This window comes from Moraxella sp. TY6 (assembly GCF_048551375.1).
Lineage (GTDB): Bacteria > Pseudomonadota > Gammaproteobacteria > Pseudomonadales > Moraxellaceae > Faucicola.
This window is the reverse complement of the sequence record NZ_JBLYZJ010000002.1, coordinates 258,422-280,340: the sequence shown is the minus strand read 5'-3', so window position 1 is coordinate 280,340 and position 21,919 is coordinate 258,422. Positions and strand designations below refer to the sequence as shown.

18 protein-coding genes are annotated in these 21,919 nt (G+C 43.5%); 1 reads left to right on the top strand and 17 read right to left on the bottom strand.

The window, feature by feature from the left end; translation table 11 throughout:
* The first annotated feature begins 29 nt into the window (after positions 1-29).
* Positions 30-815, top strand: coding sequence for a hypothetical protein (locus tag ACK1U4_RS03120; protein ID WP_419400421.1), 786 nt, complete (start codon positions 30-32; stop codon positions 813-815).
* Here ACK1U4_RS03120 and ACK1U4_RS03115 read toward each other — a convergent pair.
* From ACK1U4_RS03115 to ACK1U4_RS03035, 17 genes are all read right to left on the bottom strand, one after another.
* On the bottom strand, positions 801-1,724 hold the full coding sequence (locus ACK1U4_RS03115) for a pseudouridine synthase (protein WP_419400422.1): 924 nt from the start codon (positions 1,722-1,724) through the stop codon (positions 801-803). The two genes, ACK1U4_RS03120 and ACK1U4_RS03115, sit on opposite strands and share 15 nt — an antisense overlap.
* Before the next feature lie 147 nt (positions 1,725-1,871).
* On the bottom strand, positions 1,872-2,264 hold the full coding sequence (locus ACK1U4_RS03110; protein ID WP_419400423.1) for a type II toxin-antitoxin system VapC family toxin: 393 nt from the start codon (positions 2,262-2,264) through the stop codon (positions 1,872-1,874).
* Positions 2,261-2,521, bottom strand: coding sequence for an antitoxin (locus ACK1U4_RS03105; protein WP_419400424.1), 261 nt, complete (start codon positions 2,519-2,521; stop codon positions 2,261-2,263). Before ACK1U4_RS03105 ends, ACK1U4_RS03110 begins: the two co-directional genes overlap by 4 nt.
* 320 nt (positions 2,522-2,841) lie before the next feature.
* Positions 2,842-4,443 (bottom strand): hypothetical protein, encoded by a 1,602-nt coding sequence (locus ACK1U4_RS03100; RefSeq protein WP_419400425.1) that lies wholly within the window; start codon positions 4,441-4,443, stop codon positions 2,842-2,844.
* Positions 4,444-4,504: 61 nt separating this feature from the next.
* Positions 4,505-4,885, bottom strand: a complete 381-nt coding sequence (locus ACK1U4_RS03095; RefSeq protein ID WP_419400426.1) for a hypothetical protein — start codon at positions 4,883-4,885, stop codon at positions 4,505-4,507.
* An 82-nt stretch (positions 4,886-4,967) separates the two neighbouring features.
* Entirely contained in the window at positions 4,968-7,790 is a 2,823-nt protein-coding gene (locus ACK1U4_RS03090) for a hypothetical protein (protein WP_419400427.1), read from the bottom strand.
* 33 nt (positions 7,791-7,823) lie between these two features.
* On the bottom strand, positions 7,824-8,243 hold the full coding sequence (locus ACK1U4_RS03085; RefSeq protein WP_419400428.1) for a type II toxin-antitoxin system VapC family toxin: 420 nt from the start codon (positions 8,241-8,243) through the stop codon (positions 7,824-7,826).
* 2 nt (positions 8,244-8,245) lie between these two features.
* Positions 8,246-8,497, bottom strand: a complete 252-nt coding sequence (locus tag ACK1U4_RS03080; RefSeq protein WP_419400429.1) for a hypothetical protein — start codon at positions 8,495-8,497, stop codon at positions 8,246-8,248.
* A gap of 114 nt (positions 8,498-8,611) precedes the next feature.
* On the bottom strand, positions 8,612-9,034 hold the full coding sequence (locus ACK1U4_RS03075; protein ID WP_419400430.1) for a hypothetical protein: 423 nt from the start codon (positions 9,032-9,034) through the stop codon (positions 8,612-8,614).
* The gene (locus tag ACK1U4_RS03070) at positions 9,031-11,229 is read right to left on the bottom strand and encodes an FtsW/RodA/SpoVE family cell cycle protein (RefSeq protein WP_419400431.1); all 2,199 of its coding nucleotides are present in this window, start codon (positions 11,227-11,229) and stop codon (positions 9,031-9,033) included. The genes ACK1U4_RS03075 and ACK1U4_RS03070 overlap by 4 nt, the downstream gene beginning before the upstream one ends.
* Positions 11,216-12,118, bottom strand: coding sequence for an RDD family protein (locus ACK1U4_RS03065; protein WP_419400432.1), 903 nt, complete (start codon positions 12,116-12,118; stop codon positions 11,216-11,218). Before ACK1U4_RS03065 ends, ACK1U4_RS03070 begins: the two co-directional genes overlap by 14 nt.
* A gap of 26 nt (positions 12,119-12,144) precedes the next feature.
* The gene (locus ACK1U4_RS03060) at positions 12,145-14,631 is read right to left on the bottom strand and encodes a hypothetical protein (protein WP_419400433.1); all 2,487 of its coding nucleotides are present in this window, start codon (positions 14,629-14,631) and stop codon (positions 12,145-12,147) included.
* A gap of 20 nt (positions 14,632-14,651) precedes the next feature.
* On the bottom strand, positions 14,652-16,460 hold the full coding sequence (locus ACK1U4_RS03055; RefSeq protein WP_419400434.1) for a PP2C family serine/threonine-protein phosphatase: 1,809 nt from the start codon (positions 16,458-16,460) through the stop codon (positions 14,652-14,654).
* A 1-nt stretch (position 16,461) separates the two neighbouring features.
* Entirely contained in the window at positions 16,462-17,205 is a 744-nt protein-coding gene (locus ACK1U4_RS03050) for a vWA domain-containing protein (protein WP_419400435.1), read from the bottom strand.
* Between the two features lie 227 nt (positions 17,206-17,432).
* Positions 17,433-18,974, bottom strand: coding sequence for an AAA family ATPase (locus ACK1U4_RS03045; RefSeq protein ID WP_419421659.1), 1,542 nt, complete (start codon positions 18,972-18,974; stop codon positions 17,433-17,435).
* 85 nt (positions 18,975-19,059) lie between these two features.
* The gene (locus tag ACK1U4_RS03040; RefSeq protein WP_419400437.1) at positions 19,060-20,256 is read right to left on the bottom strand and encodes an aromatic amino acid transaminase; all 1,197 of its coding nucleotides are present in this window, start codon (positions 20,254-20,256) and stop codon (positions 19,060-19,062) included.
* A 397-nt stretch (positions 20,257-20,653) separates the two neighbouring features.
* Positions 20,654-21,727, bottom strand: coding sequence for an RluA family pseudouridine synthase (locus tag ACK1U4_RS03035; RefSeq protein WP_419400557.1), 1,074 nt, complete (start codon positions 21,725-21,727; stop codon positions 20,654-20,656).
* Between the last annotated feature and the right edge of the window lie 192 nt (positions 21,728-21,919).

Here is a 21,919-nt window from a genome sequence, read left to right as displayed (position 1 = left end):
AAAGCCAAACTTTCATTGTAGAGCCACCTATGCCAATATCACAAACCCCACCAACCCAAATCATTGTTCCATCCACTCAAGCCACCCCCAGTGTTCCGAAGCTTCAGCCAATGACTGACAAACAAGCGATTGTAAAAAATGAAGCTAGCACCTCATCCGCCCCAATCGCTGTTTCACCCAATAATCCTTGTCCATTTTTGCGTGGATTGGTCGCTCAAGGTTTACTACCAAACGATAACGCCACCCCACAACAAATTTCCGATGCCATTCACCATATTCAAAATGGACAAGACTTAGACGAACATGGAGAAAGAAAAAAATTACCCACCTCAGCGATTAAATTGATTGCCAGTACCGCCAATGGATTAAGCCCAAGCCAAATTTGGCACAATACTAGACAAGGCGTTAAACTTGATGATTTGCGTGGTAGTCCATTTGACAAGCATGGCGTTAACTCACGGATTTTGAGTCAAACAGGTGAATATGATGAGGCGGAGTTGGCACGTTTTGCCAGTTTTGGCTCGCCTAAGCATGATGAGAGTGATAATCAAAATACGGAAATTGGGCTAAACGAAGCTGAAATCAAAGCCATGCTCGATGCCAATGCCGAACGAGCCAAAGACCAAAAACGCCTATTTGACCGTATGATAATGGATGGTGAATTTCCAGTATTGCTTAAAGTCTTAGGCAAACAAGGTCGCAATGCCAAAGGCGAATCCGAGCGGTATTTGGCAGTCAGTGACGTGAAAAATCTATTTGAACACCGACAATTTCCAGAGCGAATTGCCAAGCGTATTGGGTTAAAACAACGATAACCCACTATGAAATAAGCGATTTTTTCCTGTAATTGGGTCAATAAATTCAATGGATTGTGCCAATAATTTTAACGGATTGGCAAAATTAGTAATACCTTGATTTTTTACCACAGGATAAAAATTATCATTCAACAGTGGCATACCAAGGCTTGCCATGTGTACCCTTAACTGGTGTTTTTTACCTGTTAAAGGGGTTAAACGATATAGGCTAAATTCTCCCCCATATTGTGTTAAAGGTTGCAAAAGCTCGATGGTAGTAAAGCTATTCGGCTCACCCTCAAGTGTTTGGGTAAGAAAAAACGGCTCACCTCGCCCCAGTTTTGACGCAATTTTATAGGGATATGCCAAATCCGTACGAGTGGGTGCAATGGCGTGATAGGTCTTTTTCACGACCTTTTTTTCAAACAATGACTGGTAATGCGTGCGTGTCGCAGGATTGACCGACAGTAACATCACGCCAGCCGTGTCCTTGTCTAGGCGATGAATGGGGGAAATATCATTCACCATCAAATGCTGTAAATCAGCATGAATCCGCAATTTAGCAAGTACCGTTTGGCTGACGTATTGCCCTGTCGGTGTTACAGGCAAAAAGTGCGGTTTATCGACTACCAATAAATGCTCATCAAGGTGCAAAATCGTTGGCTCAAAGGGAATGATGGGTTCATTATCAACATGACGATAATATAGCACCGTCTGCCCTACTTGATATGGCGTGTCGAGGGCTAGGCTCTCGCCTGCCTCGTTAGTGATAAGCCCTTCTTCAAACCTAGCTTGCCATGTGTGCGGTGGAATATGGGAGAAATGCTGTACCAAAAAATCCAGTAATGAGCGACCAATAAACTGTTTATCATTTGGTAATACTAGACGACTGGGCTTGATACCTATTGGGGTGACTGGTGATGGTTGCATTGAAACTCTTGTTAAATTTTATACGGCTTAAAAAACGAGTCATTGGTAGGTTGGGTGGAAGAATGACACCCAACACTAAACATTGAAAATGTTGGGTTTCGCAAACTCAACCCAACCTACGTTTTAAATAGGTGCGTTAAGGGAAATTTATCGCAACCAGTTTTCGATGGTTAATTCGGCAATTCTGGAAAATTCGTCCACATTGTCAGTAATTAACGTCAAATTGTGATTTACCGCCTGTCCTGCAATTAACACATCATACGCACCGATTGGCGTACCTTTTAATTTTAATTCTTGACGAAACCGCCCTGCCAGCAATCCATCTTCTGCGGTGAAATTCAAAATCTCAAACGGCAAAAATTGCAGTTTCTTGAGGTTTTGTTGCATTCGCTGACTTTTATACGCCCCAAAGTACAACTCAAACATCACTATGCTTGAAATTTTCAAATCTTTTGGATGATGTCGTTGGACTTTTTGCAAGAAATCTAAATTATCATTTAAAATTGCAATTACTGCATTGGTATCTAGTAAATAGCTCATTCAAATACCCCACGCCAGTCACGTTCTTGCGGTGGCACGCTTCGTAATTCTTTAACAGCCTCTTCAAGACTTGGGTCAGGCTCACCGATTTTGCGTAATTCGTCAAGCCAAGCCCAATCATCGACTATTGGCTCAATGATGACTTTATTGCCTTGTTTTTTGATATTGACGGCATTGCCCTCAAAGCGAAAAGCTTTTGGCAATCGAATGGCTTGTGAATTGCCTGTCCAAAATAATTTTGCAGTAGCGGTAGTCATGGCGAACCTCTTTTTAATAGGTATCTTTCCAAACCACAAAGTAGCGTGGGTTAGTAAAACGTTACCCACGATAGATTTTGTTAAAAATTAGGTATGGAAAGCAATTTAATACATATAAAAAGTATATATTTTTTCAGACAAGTATGCAAATTATAACCAATAAATTTAAGGTAAGGTGCGTATGACGCACCTTACGGCTGGATAAAACTTACTATGATAGGTAACACATTTTATGCTCGAAGCGTGGGTTGGTGACAATTTTACCTACATTCAATTTCAATAATCGTGGGTAACGGCTTTGCCTAACCACACGCTACCCATCATTTTTGGGTCATCAATAACTGCACTGTCAATGCACCGCCATTAATGCTTAACACATTATTAGGCATGAGTACCGTCATTGGCGTTATCACTTGCCCTTGTCGTTGCACGGTAATCCCTTGTGCAAGCTCACCCAACATCACTTGTCCGTCCAATTCGATAATTTGAAAATAGTCAGTGTTACTACTCAACTGATTAGCCGTTAATTGACTAAAAACTCGAATGACATTGGGCTGACTGGCAACTTGTGAGGGGGCAAAAACGATGGGAAATTGGCTAACTTTTTGCTGGCGTTCGCCCAAGCTGTCTTGCACTTTTATCAGTAACGCAATGCCCTGTGCGTTTCGATTGGCACGGGGTGGTAAATTGAATTGCGATTGGGAAGAATATTGGGAGGATTGTTGAGCCGTTGGCGTTTGTACAGCATTACTGTTACTCGAAGTTTGAATGTCCGTTTTGAGTTTGACTGCCAATTTAATTTCATTAGCAAATACTTCACCACGTTGTAGCCGTACGGTGTCGGCAGGTGTGGCTGGATAGTTGGTTTTTAGCCCAAAAGTCGCCTCATCACTTAACGTCACGCCAATGTTTGCCAGAGGTGATTTTAGCACTTCATGTCCGTAAGATACGAGGTCAAGGGCATCGTGGGCGGTTTGGGTTTTGTCTTTGCTATGGTTAAAGCTAAAAAATAGTTGCTCAATCATGGCGGTGGTGAGGCTATCGCTGGATTTTAGTGTAATTTGGTTGATGGGCTGACCTTTTAACATGACGGCTTGTTTTTCCGCCTCTTTGACAATGGCTTGGGTCAATAATTGTTGATACGGTTTGGCGGACTTGGCAATATTTGGTAAGCGTTGTAAGCCCAGTTGGGTTGGGCTTTGTGTCGGTACTGGTGACGGTGTAGCGGTCGGTATGGGTGTTACAGGTACAGGATTTGGCACAGGGCTGATTTGTGGACGAGGTACTGCTTGCCCTTGTGGTTGCTGATACGGCTGTGTTGGTTGTGGATTGGGTATCGGCTGAATAGGTGGCTGAAGGACTGCTTGAGCAATGGGTGGGCGTGGCTGTTGAATAGGTGCTTGTGTAGGTCTTTGAACTGGCGGTTGAGGTGTGATAGGCGTAGGCAATTCGATTTGCTGACGTTGTGGGTATAGCCCTTGTTGGGTTTTTTCACCGCCAAAGCGTGGCATGATTTTACCCAATACGCTTTGGTAAAAACTGGGCTTTTCGTCTTCATTTTCTTCGACCACTGCCCCATCAAGGCGTTGAATTAACAAAATTAGGCTGTTGTCATCATCTTGTGGTGTGTCGTCTTCGTCCGTGTCATTCTCGCTATCGGTGGTTTTTTCACGCACTTTGACAGGCAAGATGTGGATATCTGGCAGGGTGTATTTGAGGGCTTTGGTAAATTGTTTGTAGCCTTCACCCAATTTTTTGCCAGTTAAGTCAAAGCTAGGCGGTACAGATAGTTGTATGCTGACTTGTTGCAAATCGTCAATGGCAACGGTGTATAGGCTAAAGAAGTTTTCCATTTCATCAAACACATCGGTGGGGTGTTTGTCGTCAATCAAAAAGCGGTGGTTGGTGGTGATATATGACACTTTGATTTTCCAATAGTTAAAATTTAAAATGATTTGGGTGATTAATACAAAAAAAATGCAATTAGAAATCGTAAGGTTTATTGGGTGGTAAGCCACAGTATCGTAATGGTAAAGCACCGCCACTTCTCAATAATTCATGCTTTTTATTAATTGTCATTGTATAAGATTGTATATACTCTTCACCTTCTTCCATACACGCCCAATCTGCTGTTAAGTTTGTTTTAGATTGTTTATGAATTTTTTTGGGTGAACATGATTGTTCTAATTGGTGAGTACCTTTGGCATCTATAATAAACTTTTCACCAAAATTTTTACAAGTAGCTCCGTTTTCTTTATAAACCCATAATCCTTGAAATTGTTTTGGAACGGTTGGATTTGCTAAACAAACTAAAGGAAAACAGATGAGTCCTATCATGGATTTTTGAAATATTGGTTTAACCATTTTTAATCTCTCTTTTTAACAAATATCTTCCAAGTTACTTTTGGGCTATCGCTAATCCATGCTATAGACATTCAATGATTTATCATTGATACATTTGTTTTGCCAAAATCATGCCTGCTTGCACAGCACGATTGATACCATCTCGTGGGTCATCGACCAAGCCTGCCTTTGTAAAGTTACGCTCAACCAACACCGCCACCGCTTTATCCCATTGCCCATCTTTGCCCTTAATGCCATACACAAACCACTTATACGGACGGCTGTAGCAAGTCACGGACGGTTTCGCCTTGCCCGCCCGAATGTCTGCATTGTTGCACTGACTGGCAATCATACTCATGGTCACGTTGGGGGTATAGACGATTCTGCCATTTTGACGGGTCGGATAGTTAAATCCGGGTGTACCTGTCTTGCCGACCACCACGCCATTTGTCCATGCACAGTTGCCAATCGCTTGGGTACACGCTGAATAAGCCGTACCATTGCCACCACCCAAGCCTGTACCAGCCAATAGCGTGCCTGATAGTAGATTGAGGGTCGCTCGTGCGTCCGATTGGCTGATATTGAGAGGCATTGAGCCGAGTTGGTCGCCTTGTTGTACCGCTTGTGTTCCGTCAACATCGCCTCGCCATGCTTTTGGGCGTAAGGGGATTTGGTTTACGCCCCATAAGTCTTGCACCAAATGCACACCTCGGCGGTTTTTGTCGCCATTATCGGCAATGAGTAGATTGGCAAATGAATTGGCATTGCCCAACACAGTACTGCGAGCATTTCCTGCCCCAAACACTTGGTTCATCACGGCATTGATATCATCACCACCACTGCGACACGCCCCATTCATACGACCGCCATTGCCTTGCACACAGCTTGCGACTTGATTGGCGGTAAAGTTAAGCTGTTTATTGGTCAAATCCTGTTTACCATCGGTCAATAACACGCCAGAGAAATAACGGCTTTGAATCATCGGTTCGCTATTGTAAGGTTTGCCAAATAATAAATCTTTAAAGCCACAATTTGGATTATTTGTGTTTGCCGTTGCATCACAATTTACGCTCCAACCCATGTCATTACTGGCTTTTTTAAACTCAGGAATACCACGACACACGCCCTGTCCATCTCGCTGTAGGGTCATGGCACTGGTGGTACTTTGACAAAATAAGAAATTGGCGACTTTTTCGGTCGATGAGCTTGCCATGACTTGCTTTAGGTATTGGGCTTCGGCATTACCCATGTTTTTAAAGCGTGGATTGGCTCGCACCAGTCCCAACGCTTGCACGGTTTTGACGGTTGAACCTGGGTAAACCGCTTGATATAAGGCATGGTTCATCAAGTTTTGTTTGCTCCAATCCTTTTGCCACAGGGTCGGACAGCCTTTGGGGTTGAGCATGGTGTCACCATTATCGACACGATAGCAGTTAGAGTCGGAGCTGGCAAGGGCAAGCACGCCTTGGGTTTTGACATCAATCACCGCAATGCCGATACTTCGCACCAAAGCATTCTCGTGCATTTGGTTGGCGACCGTTTGCAAATTGGGCGATATCAAGGTACTACAATCGGTAGTGGCGTTGGGGCTGTTGGTCACGCAATCGGCAACTTGTTGGGCTTGGTTCTGCACCGTTGGGTCAAGGGTCAACGCCATGTTATAGCCGATTTTGACATCCGAGCCGTCAATGTCGATGGTGTTCATCGGCGGTGCGGTGAGTTTTTGCCACCAACTCCGCTTGTCCTCACGTTGCTGATAGCTTTGGTAAGCGTCAAGCAACTGGCGGTCAAACTGGCTCGAATGGATATTGCCAAGACCGCTATACATGGTCGCAAGGTTGGTAGGCAAAGCCGTGTTGCTATTGGCGGTGGAATGAATCTGATGGTTGGGGTCAAGGGTGGGTTTTTGTTGTAAATTTTGCAACGCCTCACGGGCTTGATTCACCACATTGCTATCAGCCATCGCTGTGCCTTGGGTCAAATCGGTGGCGTTGGGTAATTGGGCTTTGACGGTGCTTGGAATCAATTTGGGGTGATTACATAGCAAATTCATCGAATCGTCCACACCGTCTTCATCGGTGGCTTTGCGTGGGTCAACGTACAAAAAACCAGTCGGATTATCCGCTGTCTTGGGCGTGGGAACATACACGCACCCTGCTAAGCCGTACCAAGGATTTGTTTGGGTAAGCCAGTTGGCAGGCAGGCGTGCCACGTTGGTTGTATCCATATTTCTACGGTTGGGCATTTGCTCAAGCCATTGTAATTGCAACAGGCGGTCAGGGCTTGCCAAGGTCTTTAACGCAAATCGCAACGCCTCATCGCTGACATTCTGCTCACAGGCTTGTTGCCAAAGGCTATCGGTTTGCAGTTGGTAGCGGTTCGCAAGGCGTTTTTGTTGGTATAAATCGGCTAGACTTTGGTTAATGCGGTTGATATTGTCGTTAAATGGTTGTTGATTGCCTGCTTTGGCATAGTCACAACTGGGGGCAAGAGCGGTGGTCGTTTGGGCGGTTGGATTTTGGTTAGTATTGGCATTGGCTTGATTGGCAAGGCTATTGACCACGATGGCGACTGCGGTTTCGTGGGCGGTGGCGTTGTAGGTGGTGTTGTTTTGGGTCAAGGGCGATAGATACCACACGAGCCAGCCGATTAGCCCTACGATAAATAGCACGACAATAACATTAAGATTGGTCAAGATGGTTTTGTATAAAGCTTGGCTGACACGAAAATCAGCGGATTTGCCATCGTCTTTGGTTTTTTTATTTTTTGTTTTTGGCATTTCTGAGTTTGACGATTCGGCAGGTGTAGCAGTTTCATGGCTAGTGTCACCATTAAGGTTTTCGGTTAGCGTGTCATTGTTATGCGTGTCTGTTTTAAGGCTGTCATTGTCAACAGTGCTTAAGTCGTTAGGGGTTTTTTCGGTCATGTTTAACCTTTAAATTCGCTGAATCTATGTTGATTAAATTTGAATAACGGCTATTTCATTAATACGATTGAAAATTTGTTCATCATAGGTCAAAAAACAATCACAGCGATTCACAATAGCAGTGGCAACGTGTAAAGCATCTACCATTTTTAGGTTTTTCTCAGCACGAATTTTTGTCGCTAAAGAAAAAGATTTTTGAGTATGTCCAACAATTTCAAAGTAATTATTGTTTAACATAAATTCTTTAATGGTATTTTCTAGCAAGCTATCTTTGGTGCGTACAGGCTTGACCAATAATTCTGCAATCACTAAATGACTGGCTACACCAATGATTTGATTGCTCGCAAGTTGCTCAAAATATGGCTCAACACGATTATAAAAATTTTCATCTCGTTCCAAAAAATAAATGAGCGGATTGGTGTCAAAATATAGACGCTTTCCCTGTATATTCATGGTTAGTCCCAAGAGTCACGTTCATTTTTTAAATAGGCTTGGCGTTCTTCGGTGGTGTTACCATATAATCCTTTGGTCGCCCCTGCAAAATCTAATAATGATTTTTTGGTGGCTTGTGTGGATTGACGAACAAGCATAATCACGCCTTCTTGATAGCGAATTTCGAGGTTATCAGTCGGTAAAATATGAGCCGATTGTAAAATAGCGTTTGGTATAGTGATTTGTTTGGTATTGCTAATATTGACGTTTAACATAAGTCATCCTATTGTTTTATATTAGGTATTTTACTAGGGTAATGAAATTTTTGACAATTTATTATACTCATTTCTCAACTATTCGTTACCTTTGCGTTGGCTTAATTTTTTAAATTAAAACCTATCTTGTCTAGGTTTAGGTACAGCACAGGCTGTAGGTGTATTGGGTAATTGATATTTTGGCTTCCAAATTTCGATAACTTTACCTTCGCCTATCAATCTAGGGGCTTCAAACATTTGCCATTCAAAACCCACTTTTAATTTATCAATATTGCTAGCGATGGAACAAAAGCAAACTTCAGCCAGTCCTGTCTGTGTAGGCTCTAACTCCTCATGTTCTAATAACTCAATATTTCCCATCAAAAAACTTTTACAGGTTTTACTATCAGCTGTATGATAGTCACCAAACCAATGATTCGGTCTATAGCCTGTGATGATAGGTGTTCGCCGACCAATTTTATTTTGCTCATCACAGCCAAATAGGGTAATTTCAACCAGTACATCACAATAATAAAAGGTTCTGTCGTACTTAATCATTTATTGTCACCCAACATCAACTTTGGCTGAAACAACGCCAAACTCAATAGCACCGAATTAAGCCACAAATTACTCGTCCCATAACTCAAAAACGGCAACGTCACCCCAGTCAACGGCAAAATCCCTAAATTCCCAGAAATCGTCACCAATGCCTGAAATACCGAAATCACCACCCACAACAAAATCACCCAAGCGAGCAGAAAATACCCCCCAGACAACAAGCGAGATTTCACCTGCTCACTGGCATACGCCATCTGCTGACGAGCAATCAGCACCAGCCAGCCAAAATACACCGCCATCAAAGCCACCGACAGCGGAATCCCCACCACCGCCATCACCGATGTAATCGTATAGTCGCTCTGCATCTGTAGCGGTACGCCTTGACAGCCTGACAAATGATAGCCACACCAAGGAATATCGCCAAAACCATAGCCCAGCATCGGCACGCTATCACGAAACCAATGCAAAATCGCCATTTGGTCGTTGGTCGCCACAAACGGATTGACCCACGCATTGACACGCTCTGCCGTGCGAGCGTCAAAACCGCTTAGATTCACCAAGCCCATCATCAATAACAGCAAAATAGCGGTACTCGACAACACGCCAATGATATAGCCTCGCCCGCCCATTTGGAAAATTTTGTTGGACAATGCCACGCCCACCAAAAAGGTAAACATAAATAAAAACACCAACATCGTGCCTTTTTCATTGGCAATCGCAAGGGCGATAAAGGGCAACACCACCGCAAATAACAGCAAGGCGGTCATTTTTTTGGAGCGGAAAAACAGATGGTTAATCAAGCCACGTTGGTTAATCGCCAAAAACACGCCCAAAAATACCATTAGCCAAATTTTGGACAATTCGGCAACTTTGGCACTGTCGCTATGAATCGCTACCGCCAAGCCAAGATACGCTACCGCCATCATGCCAAGCCATGCCACGGCTTTTTTAAACTGGGCTTTAATATCATGCCAATATAAATGGAGCATATTGTTGGCAACGATGGTTTTTAGCCCCCAAGCCACCACGCCACTGATGGGGCGAGCAAGGCTGACAAGCACAAACGCCCAAAATATATCTTTGAAATGATTAAGAAAAATATAGCGAAGTGATAAATAACTGCGTCCGCTTAAATCAAACAAAATCAGCAACCCAAAAGTGATAAACCCAACAAATAACGGATAAATCCACGCTGAGGCACTCACTTCACGGTTATCGGCAAATCGGCTGGCAAGTCGTCTTGCAGGGGAAAACAGGGTAAGCACCGTGAGCAACACTCCCACACAAAACACACCCACCCCCACCATCATGGGTGCGATGACCGTGTGGCTCACGCCTGCCACCACCAAGCCCCAAGCCGTTACCGCCATCGGCACATAACTGACAGGGTTTTGTGTGCGTGATAGCACCAATAGCAATAAGGTCACCCACGACCACACAAACACTTGCGTGAGTAAGCCAAAATGTTTGGGATTACCAATCATCGGCAATAGGTTACGAGCTTGTTCGGCTTTGGCGTGGTTAGCGTTAGCCTCGTACACACCTGCGACATCACTGGCAGATTGATTGAATAGCTTGGCAACTTGTGGCTGATTAGCAAACAGTCGGCTATACGGAAACCGCCGATTACCGTCCGCTACCGCAAGCGTAGCAAGAGCGATATCTTGCGGATTGAGATTGTCGGTCTTTAATGCTTGTAGGCGGTTTAGGCTGTCAAGCTGTCCGTTGGCGTTAAGATTGAGCCAATCTTGGCGAGACGTTAGGCTATTTGCCCCCAGTTCAATATTGGTTTCGTTTTCGACCAGTTCGGTTTGGCGTTGCGATTTGCCTTGGGTTTGCCAACTTTGAGCCAAAGCGGATTGAATGGTGGCAAGTTGTTGTTTGGCTTGTGGAAGGGCTTCTTTGGCTTTAGCACAGGCTTGAGCGGTGGTAAAATTGGGGTTATTGCGGTTTTCATAGAGTGTGGTGATAAGGTCTTGACCGCAAGTGTCTTTGAGTAAGGTGGTGCGGTTGACACTATCGGTGTAGCTTAACCATTCGAGTTGATAGCGGTTAAATTTGGGAGAGTTGCCATAGCCTGCCAAGATAAAGGCGACAATCAGAATCAGCCAAACGATTGCCAATAGCGTGATTTCTTTGGCGATTTGGGCGTTGGTTTTTTTCCCTGTGGTTGGGAGGCGTTTAATTAGGGTCATACAATACCACCGTCCGTGCAATCAAATCATGCAATGTCTGCTTACGAGCGGTAAACCACATCATAAACGCAAACGGCAATAATATTAGCTTGAGTGTTTCTCGAATCAAAGCATGGAAAAAATTAACACGTTGCCCCTGCATCCCAAACACCCAAAGCCCCATAATCACTTTGCCAATGGTCGCTTGGCGAGCAAAACAAGTCAAAAACGTCATATAAAACAAATAAATCCCAAAACCAATCAATGCCAAAGTTTGGTCGTTTAACGGCTTAAAATTCCATTGCTGTTCAATCGCTGGCAAACCCAACTGATAACCCAATGCCAACAACAACCCCATCAACACCACATCAAAAACGAACGCAAATCCACGCTTAAAAAACCCTGCATACAACATGGTATGAGCCTGTTTATTACTGCCTTTGCCATACAGGGCAGGTGGTAAAGGCGTGGCTTGGGTTGGATACGTTGGATAAGTTGAGTAGTTGTTGGCTTGTGGAGCAGGGTCATAACTCGGATAAGCGGGGCTAGCGGTATTAGCATTATTGGTCGCATAGCCAGCGTCATCATAGCTTTGGTTAGTGTTGGGGTTGGCGTAAGCTGAATTGTTATAGCTTGGATGAGGGCTAGCTTCGTAAGTAGGCTCGGCTTGATACGCTGTTTGGGGTTGGTTATAATTGGGTTGGGCATAAACAGGCGTTTGTGTTGGTTCAGCCATTGGCGTTGGTGGGGGCGTTACTGGTGGCGGATTGCTAGCCGTGGTATTCATTGAGGCTGGGGAAGGGGCTTGGGAAAATGAATTTTCAGGGACAAACGTGCGTCCGCCACAGTTGGGACACATCACTGCGGTTTTTGGTAATACTTGATAACAACTTTGACAAATAATTTTCATTCATAAACCCTTTTTAAATACCAGTTTTAATTCGCCCAATTTAATGGTGGCAAACACGCTTCAGGTGCGACCGCCACGCCATCATTATTCTGCTCATCAATCACCACAAACGCCTTTTCCGCAATCGGCACAAGCTCTGGGTATGTCTGTGGATATTTGAGCATATTTTGACAGCGTTTGGCTTTATCGTCTGCGGTGTAATACTGTGCCAACAACGCCCCTATCGCTCCTTGCTCATCGCCCTGTTTGACAGCCATCGCTGAGGCTAACTCAATCATATAAGTATTGGGAAATTTATTGCTATCCCTCGGTGTTTGCAAGGCGTACAACACAAAATCTTTGGCAAACGGATAATTATTTTTGACCAAATAAAACGCCAAATTCGCCACATATTCGCCTTGATTGGGGCTGTTTTTGACTGCTTGGGCTTGCAAATACAGGGCAGATTTTGGGTCTTTTTTCTTCCAATAGTAAATTTTTGCAGATTCATTAAGCTGTTTAGCAAGGTCTTTATTGACAGGCATTTTGGCAAAATACCGCATATCCGCATCACGGAATGACCCCAATGCTAGGGATTTGGTTTCGTCAATATTTTGGCTAAAGGCGACTTGTTGCAAGCCGTTTAGATTGGGTTCGCCTTGCTGTGCCACTTCTCGCACCGCTTCAAAAAACTTGGGGTCAAGGTCTAGCGTATCGGCATATAGCTGTTCGCCTTGCTTATCGCTAATGGTTTTGGCAGTCGCCGTGTTATCCATCACGCCTACTTTTGCCAAACCATCATTGATTTGCTGTTTGGCTTGCGGTAGTTCATTGGTAATGCTTTTATAGGCATTGGGGTCGGCAGTTACGGTGACGACATTGCCCTTGTTGTCTGGATTGGGGGTAGGCGGGTCGTTTTTGCCCATTTTTGACAAGCCATAGCCCCCCACAGCAATCACCCCCAAAGCCAATGGAATTGCCAACCATTTATTGGATTTGTTACTGGAAACATTAGCGTCATTTGGGGAATTGACTGGGGTTGGCTCGACAGGTTGGTTACTTGTAGGCGTTTCATTAACGACTTGCGTAGCGGTTTGTTGCAAAGTTTCCGTTTGCGGATGAGGTTCAGTATTAACCACTTCCACAGGGGCGACAGGTATTGATATAGTAGAATTGACACTGGCTTGGCTTATTGTTGAAGATTGCCCTGATAATGATTTTTCATAGTCACGATTTTTTGCCAAAGCGTCTGTATCCGCTATCACGGGCGTAGGCATAGCCTCATCGTTGGTGTTAGGCTGAATGGGCGTAGCCACATGATTGGGGACAGTTAACCAAGGGTTTGCCGTAGTTGGCGGTACTGTTGAATGTTGCACAGGTTGGGCAGGCGTGTTGGGATTGGCAATATTACCCTTATCAAGGATTGCGTTATTGGCAAAATTTTGTTGCTTTTGCAACGTCAAACAACGGTGGCAGGGCTTGCCGACAAAGTGAATATGACTGGCATCATTGGGAAAATTTTCACAAATCACAAATTGCCGACCATTTAACAGCCCTCGCAAATGGTCTTCCCATTGCTCGGCTGTCGGTCTGTCATTTGGGTCAGTTGATAAAAATGCCTTGTCAAACATCACTCTGGTCGCATCGTCCCAACACGCATGGATACTGGCTTTGAGCGGTGCAATTTCGCTATGTGAGTTTAGCCCATAGGCATATAGGCGTTCTTTGATAAATTGGTCGGTATCTCGATGGCTTAAGTTTTTTAGCCTGTCGGATAGCGGAATAAAATAAAACGGATGAATGCCATAATTGAGAATTTTAAACAGCTCAATCGCCAACACAAATCGGTCATGTTTTTCATCTAGCAAACTAATGTCTTTATGCTCGTGATATTCTGGACTGGTCATCTCTGGCGAAATCACAGGGCTTGGGTAAACCGTACCGTCCTGCCCTGTCACTCGAAAACTATCACAATCAACAAAGCCGACAATAAAGCCTTTAAAATCATCATTTATGCCTGTTTTCGGCTCAGGTAACAGTCGTAGATTTTGTTCTTTAAAATCAATAAACGCATGACCGTGAGCGTGCAAATCCGCCATTAATGCACTGATATTGGCACATAATTGCACACGATAGTTGAGGCTTTTTTGGTAATCGGTCAGCCGTTCCGCCTCTCGTGGGTACATAAAGGGGTTGAGCGACAGCGAGCGGTCAAAGTCCAACTCTGGCATGGCATAGCCAACCAGCGAGCCATCATCCTCAAAAATCAAATATTGCACCCACGCAAATTGGGTGTAGCCCACACCATTAATCACCTCATAAACGTGTTCGGGTGGGCGGTTGAGCATGGCTTGCAGTTTGGCTTTGCTTGGGTTTTTAGGGTCTTTTGGGTTTTTAAAAATTTTCGCCACTAAATTGCCATTGCCAAACAAATTGCCAATTCGATACACCACGCCCATGCCTCCTGCCCCAATTTCTTGGCTTGGTTGAATATCAAGCGTGATGGTTTGATGTTGATTGAGCAAATACGGCATAAAAATCTCTTGATTAACAATTAGTTATTGGTTTTCTTAGCAGAAAAACTGGATGGTAAATAATACAACATAATATGAGAATATTTATCGCCTAATTGTTGCTTTTGCTTGTCAATAGACGGTGTGGTTTCATGTCCTAACATTTGACCGACCCCACCACTAATCAAAACATGGCTAAATTTAGAATCGAGAACAAAATTAAAACTGGGATTTTGTGGGGCTTTCAAATCAATTCGGCAATATTGGTAATCTTTATCTGGTAAAAAGTTTATCCCAAAAGGCTGATACATTGACTGATTTTTTGGCAAAATCGGCTCACATTTAAACTGATAATCAAGTGATAAACGTTGCTCTAAAATATCATTTTTTTCATCATTAGACGATTGATTAAATGGTAAACGATTGGGATTTATTAATGTGGTATCGACAGCATTTTTATGACCGTCAAATAACGGCAAATGATTAGCAGGCATATTTTTGGGAATCGCCATCACCATTTGGATAAAAAAATGCGGACTGACATTGCCAATCTGCAAATCCGTATTTAGGCTAAATGCTTGATTGGTTGGGCTAAAAGTCAAAGGCGGTAAATTGGGTGCAGTTTTTTTGGGGGGTGCAGAAACAGCGATTTGTTTAGAGTTAATAAGCTGTTGAATTTTATCAAAATTCAACCCGACCAACGTCCCCGCCCCTGCTAACACAGCAATACTCGCTAATAGGGCAGTGTTTCGGCGTTGCTTGCCAGTTTCACTGATTGGCACAGCTTGGGGTAATGGCTTGGGTAGCGAATCGGTCGGCAGTTGGGCGGATTGGTTTTGGTTGGGATTGGCAATTTGATTAAAACCAGTGGCACTCGGCTGATGATTTGATACCGCAGAATTATTTGTCCAAACGCTATTACTTTGAGCGTTTTGAGCAACTTGCGTAGATGGTGCGATATTGGTTTTAACCGTTTCCACTGAGATTGATGGTTCAATTAACGGCTCAAGCCCTTGATACTGATTGGGATTTTTTAACAAAATAATCAATGACTTATCATCCCCTGTCAAACGATAAGTCGCAGGATTGGCAAGGGCCTGTTCAATCAAGGCATTGCCTTGTTCAAGCGTTGGGCTTTGGCAAACATTAAATAATAAATTGCCAAAAAATGGGCGGTAAACCTGTGGCGTTTGGCTCGCCCCCTCAAGTACCAAATCCGCACAACCGTCCGACATCAAGGCGATACAATCGACCTTGCTAACATCCAGCCATTGAATACGCAAAAAATCTTGCCAATTATCTTGGGTGATAAAATGCGTTTCATTGACATATTCGTTTTTACTATCATCGCCAAATAGTTGAATTTGCTTAAAATAATCCACCGTTTGGGCCGTCACTGCAAATTCACTGGTCAATAGCGGACTATCCCCCACTTGCACCAAGACTGCTTTTGAGCCAGTATGCCATATCACCACGCCTGTCAAAGTCGTATGATAATCACGCAAATGGCGGTCGGACGGCAATTCATGCACCAATTTTTGGCGAATCTCATTAAAACCCAACAATAAGTTGTTTTTATAAATCGTTTGGGCGACTTCACTGCCATATTCACGAGCCAGTTTGGCAAGCAATCGGCTGACATGATGGCTAAAAAATTCCGACCCTTGTTGGCTAAATTTTGCCGAGCCAGCCCCATCACACACCACAGCTACGCTAAACTCAGGGTATTGCTGAAAAAACACATGGTCTTGATTGGGCAAGCCTGTATCAAGGTGTGATTTACCAATGCTTGACGCACCAAAGACTTGCCAAATTGGTGTGGTCGTGGGTGAAAGATTGTCGTTTGTCATATTAACTCCGCACGGTTGCCCACGGTGAGATACTGCCCAATTGCACGGTGTCCCCCGGTGCAGATTGCGACACGGTTTTTAGACTAGCAGATAACCACACGAAAAATTCAACAAATTTCACCGAGTTTAACTGCACAGGTGGGGTTAATACCGACAGTTGCGACAGCATATTGACCTCCTGCACCCCTGCGTCAATGGCGATGGGGTAAATTACGCATTGCCCATTCTGCTCGGCTTGTTGGCATTGTTGGGTAGCGACTTGCCAAATATCTTGGCTATCGGTAGGCAGACCATCAGTGAGTGCCATTATCCAAGGGCGTGTGTAGTTGATACCGTTATCACGCAGATTAAGGCGTTCTTGCTCAATCAAATTCAACGCCAACAACATCCCTTGCCCCAGTGGGGTCATGCCATTTTCTCGGAATTTGATGGGAAAAAAGTCAATCGCATCCGTCCAGTCCATCATCAATTCAGCCGTATCATTGACCCCGCCCACGATAACGATGGCAAGCCGTACACGGTTGCGAGCGGTTTCGTCTTTCATCAGGTCGTTATAAAACGCCTCAATGCCTTCATTTAACATATCAATTCGGCGTTTGCCATTGGCTTGGTGTGTGCCACCGCCTGCTTGGATTGCCATTGAGCCTGATAGGTCAAGCACCAGTACACAAAGGGTGCGTTGGGCGACATTGTTGCCGTAGTCGATTTCACGAAAGGCAGGCGTGGGTTGGGTATTTGGGTACATAAAAGATATCCTAATCAGTCTTGGGTATTCTACGACTTATGACAACAAAAGATAATGGCTTTTGCAAGGTTTTTTATGAAAATTTGGTGAAAAATAGGGGTGATTATTGCTTGTTTATGGCTACAATTTATAGTGAATTAAATCAAGAATAACACTTTGAGATTTTGGGCGTATGCAATACGCCCCTACAAAACGGGTCTTATTGTTAATTTAAATGACTATAAAGGCTAAAATTCAAATGTTATATCACGGCTATGTTCATCAAATTCCACCCCAATTTCATACACTTGCCCAAATCCTTGATATTTTTGGGCATAGTTTTTGGCTTTAATTTGTGCCAATGCCGAGCCTGCCTGCACCTTATTATTAATCACTTTAAATTCAAAGATATACACACGATTGGCAAAAATCACTGTCATATCCATGCGTCCATTTTTGGTGGGTTCTTCCACATGAATGTGTAAGCCAATACTGGCAAAATACGCATAAAACACACTTGCCCAATACCCCTCAAAATGGGCAATATTGTTATTGCTATGCCAATGATAGGGAATCCCTGCAAAAAAACTGGTGACTGTTTCGACCATCAACGGCAAATCATCATTGAGAAAACTCATATAAAGTGGATTTTTATGATGATTAATAAAACTATCATCAAGATGAGCATATTTCTCTAAAACAAGATGATTCAAGGTTTGTTGAACTTCGATATTGGGAAATTTTAACGTATAATTCACCCCAAATGGCAATTGTAACACCTTATCAATGGTCAAATAGCCTGTTTGAAACATCAAAGCAATCGGCGAAATATCTCCCACATCAAAGCGAGATAAAGCAATGTCTGTGGTAAGGCTGTTTTTGATGACCGTCATATCAAGCTGATGATTCGCCAGCATATCCATCAAAAAAGTCGCTGACCCTGTTTCAAACCAATACGGCTTAAACATTTTTTGAGAGCTGGACAAGAACAACAAAATATCATACGGATTATAAACGCTCTCGCCTGTCCAGTTGTAGCCGTTGTACCAACGTTTGACCTCATTCAAATCCACCCCATCAAGCTCTGGAGCAAATACCGATTCCAATTCAGCTTGGGTATAGCCACACAATGCCGAATATTCTGGCTCTAAGGTAATATCGGTCAAATTATTTAGCCCAGAAAAAAGATTGACTTTGCTAAATTTTGACACCCCAGTCAACATCGCAAAGCGAATGTATTTATCCGCCCCTTTAATCACCCCATAAAAATCTCGCAACTTATCTCGAACTTTGATGGCTTCATCCTTGTTCGTTAAATTATCCAAAATTGGCTTATCATATTCATCCACCAAAATCACGACTTGGCTTTGATGTTGGGTTGCCACCGTTTCGATAAGGTCATTAAAACGTCCACTTAACGTTTGATGAATGGCAGTCATCCCAAACTGACGTTCAAGATTGCTTAGTTGTTCGCTTAATGACTGTTGTAAATATTCACTGTCAAAGGTCAAATTCAAAGCAAAATTAAGGCGAATAATCGGATAATTTTTATCCCACTGCCAATGCTGTTCAGCATACAACCCAGTAAATAGGGCTTTATTGCCCCTAAATAATTCATCAATCGTAGATAACGTCAGGCTTTTGCCAAATCGTCTAGGACGTGATAAAAAAATATACTTTTCTTTGAGCATGGCGAGGATATAAGGCGTTTTATCCACATAATAGTAGTCACCATTACGGATGTCAGAGAAAGTTTGTATGCCTTTGGGAAATTGTTTTTTGTTCATCATGTTGGCTATTATTTGTGAAAAAACCCTTAAAGCGTACTTTAAGGGTTTTTATTGCTTTGTACAATCACTAATGCGTAATCAATCTTTAGGCTTTTAACACTTCCGCCATCGCATTAGCAACATAATCGACATTGCTAGAGTTCAAGCCAGCGACCGAGATACGTCCATTCGACACCATATACACGCCATAATCTGCAATGATACGAGCCACTTGGTCAGCATTTAGGCCAGTGTAGCTAAACATACCGTTTTGATTGGTGATATATTCAAAGCTACGGTCTGGGATTTTGCTTTCTAGCACGTCACGCAGTTTTTGACGCATGAGTTTGATACGGTCACGCATTTCATATACTTCTAGCACCCATTCATCAAACAAGGCTTGGTCATTCATCACGATATCCACGATATGACCGCCATGCGAAGGTGGGCTTGAGTAGATACGGCGGATGGTGGCTTGTAATTGACCTTGCACAAGGCTTGCATGGGCTTGGTCTTGACAAACCACGGATAAACCGCCAACACGCTCACCATACAATGATAGATTTTTTGAGAATGAGTTACTAACAAAGAAGTTTAGCCCCATATCCACCGCTTTGCGGATGGCATACGCATCGCTGTCCATGTCTTTGCCAAAGCCTTGATAAGCAATATCCATAAAGGCGATTAGGTTTTTAGACTTAACGACTTCAAGGACTTTGTCCCACTGCTCATTGCTTAGGTCAACGCCTGTTGGGTTGTGGCAACATGGATGAAGCAACACAACGTCATTGGCTTGTAAAGTGTTTAAAAACGCCAACATTTCGTCAAATTTGATACCGTTGGTGCTTGCATCATAATATGGGTATTCGCCCACTTCAAAGCCAGCCCCTTCAAAGATACTGATATGGTTGCCCCATGTTGGTTTTGACACATAGCATTTAGCTTGTGGAAACCATTTGTGAATAAAGTCTGCACCGACTTTTAATGCACCAGAACCACCCAAGGTTTGAGCAGTTGCCACACGGTTGTCTTTTAGCACTTGGCTGTCTTTGCCAAATAGCAAGTGTTGGCAAGCGGTACGGTAGCCAACCAATCCATCCATTGGTAGATAAGGGCGTGGTTTTGGTGGATTGGCGATTTGGGCTTCGGCTTTTTGTACGCAGTTGAGTACAGGCAATGTACCTGCGTCATCATAGTACACGCCCACACCAAGATTGACTTTGGTGTCACGAGGGTCTTGTTTATATTTGTCCATCAGACCCAAAATCGGGTCGCCTGCATACGGTTCAACGTGTGAAAACATAAATTGCTCCTTTTGATTACGACTTGCTTGTTAAATCGCTTATTCAACTAATAAGCATAAACCACACCGCCCAAGAAAACAATAAGATATCAAAAAATATGTGAATTAACACCAAAAGATAATGAGTCGTAGGGGCGTATTGCATACGCCAAGTTACTAGATAACCTGAGTTCAGGTTAATAAAAATTATAAGCCATTGATATGACTATCATTTAAATCTCCCCCAACCCCCTCTTTACGAAAGAGGGGGCTATACCCCCATAACTTAGACTAAAACGGTGGGCAAGTCCCCCTTTTTAAAAGGGGGATTTAGGGGGATTGTATGGAAAATGCTAATAATTCTTATCCCGAGTTCAGGTTAGATAAGGTGTTGAGCAAGGCGTAAGTATTCCGCCCCTTATTGCAAAACCTCAATTAATTGTTGCATATCATGTGGCAAAGGGGCTTTGACGGCAATGTTTTCGCCTGTTTTTGGGTGAATAAAGCCAAGCTCAAAGGCGTGTAAGGCTTGACGCTGAAACTGTTGTACGATCGCTTTTGGCTCATCGTCCAGTTGTTTTAACAAAATCGCCATTTTGCGAGCATTGCCGTACACAGGGTCGCCCAATAGCGAAAAGCCAAGATGGGATAAATGCACTCGAATTTGATGAGTACGACCAGTTTCCAGTCGCACACTGACCAAACACACGCCTTCACAAATGGCTTCAATGTTATCAATATGCGTCACCGCAGGTTTGCCATTACCTACCACTGCCATTTTGGTGCGTTGGGTGGGATGGCGACCGATGGGGGCTTCGATTGTGCGATGTTTGATAAGTTCACTCGGCGTTGCCAATACAAGGGCTTGATAATGGCGATACACCGATTTATCTTTGAGTTGGTTAATCAAATGGAGTTGGCTTTGGCTGTCTTTGGCGATAATCAATAACCCTGATGTTTCTTTATCAATCCGATGCACCAAGCCCGCCCTCGGCAAAGTGCGACTATTGGGATAATGGTACAGCAAGGCATTGACCAGCGTACCTGACCAATTACCTGCCCCTGCATGGACGACCATACCAACAGGCTTGTTAATCACCAAGACGGCATCATCTTCATAAACGATATCAAGCGGAATATTTTCGGGCAAATCCTGTTGGGCTTCGGCTGGCGTGGCGTTCAGCTCCAGTACATCACCTTGTTTGAGGCGGTATTTGGGCTTTTCGGCTTTACCATTGACGGTAAGCTCGCCTGTATCAAGCCACGTTTTGATTTGTTCACGAGAAAAATCGGCAAACGCTTGGGTTGCAATTTTATCAATGCGTTCGCCAAAATCACCTTCATTAACCACATATTGACGCTGATAAGTTGGGCAAGTATTGTCATTATTACTCTCATCAAGTGATAAATTATCTTCCTCATCCGTTTCATCTATTATTTCATCTATCATGTCGCTAGTGTCAGTTGCAGTATCCGTAGGGGCGTATTGCATACATCCTTCGGCTTGGATATCATTTTCAAAATTATTAGATGATAAATCAATGGGTTGCGTGGTATTTGGCATGGTGCAGAGTTCCAATTGGCAAGACTTGTAAAAATAATTAACATTTAGCAGGTCACAAAGTATAACGTTTCATGCTAGACTTAGCGAAATTTTTATTGCCTATAATTGATTTTTTATTAT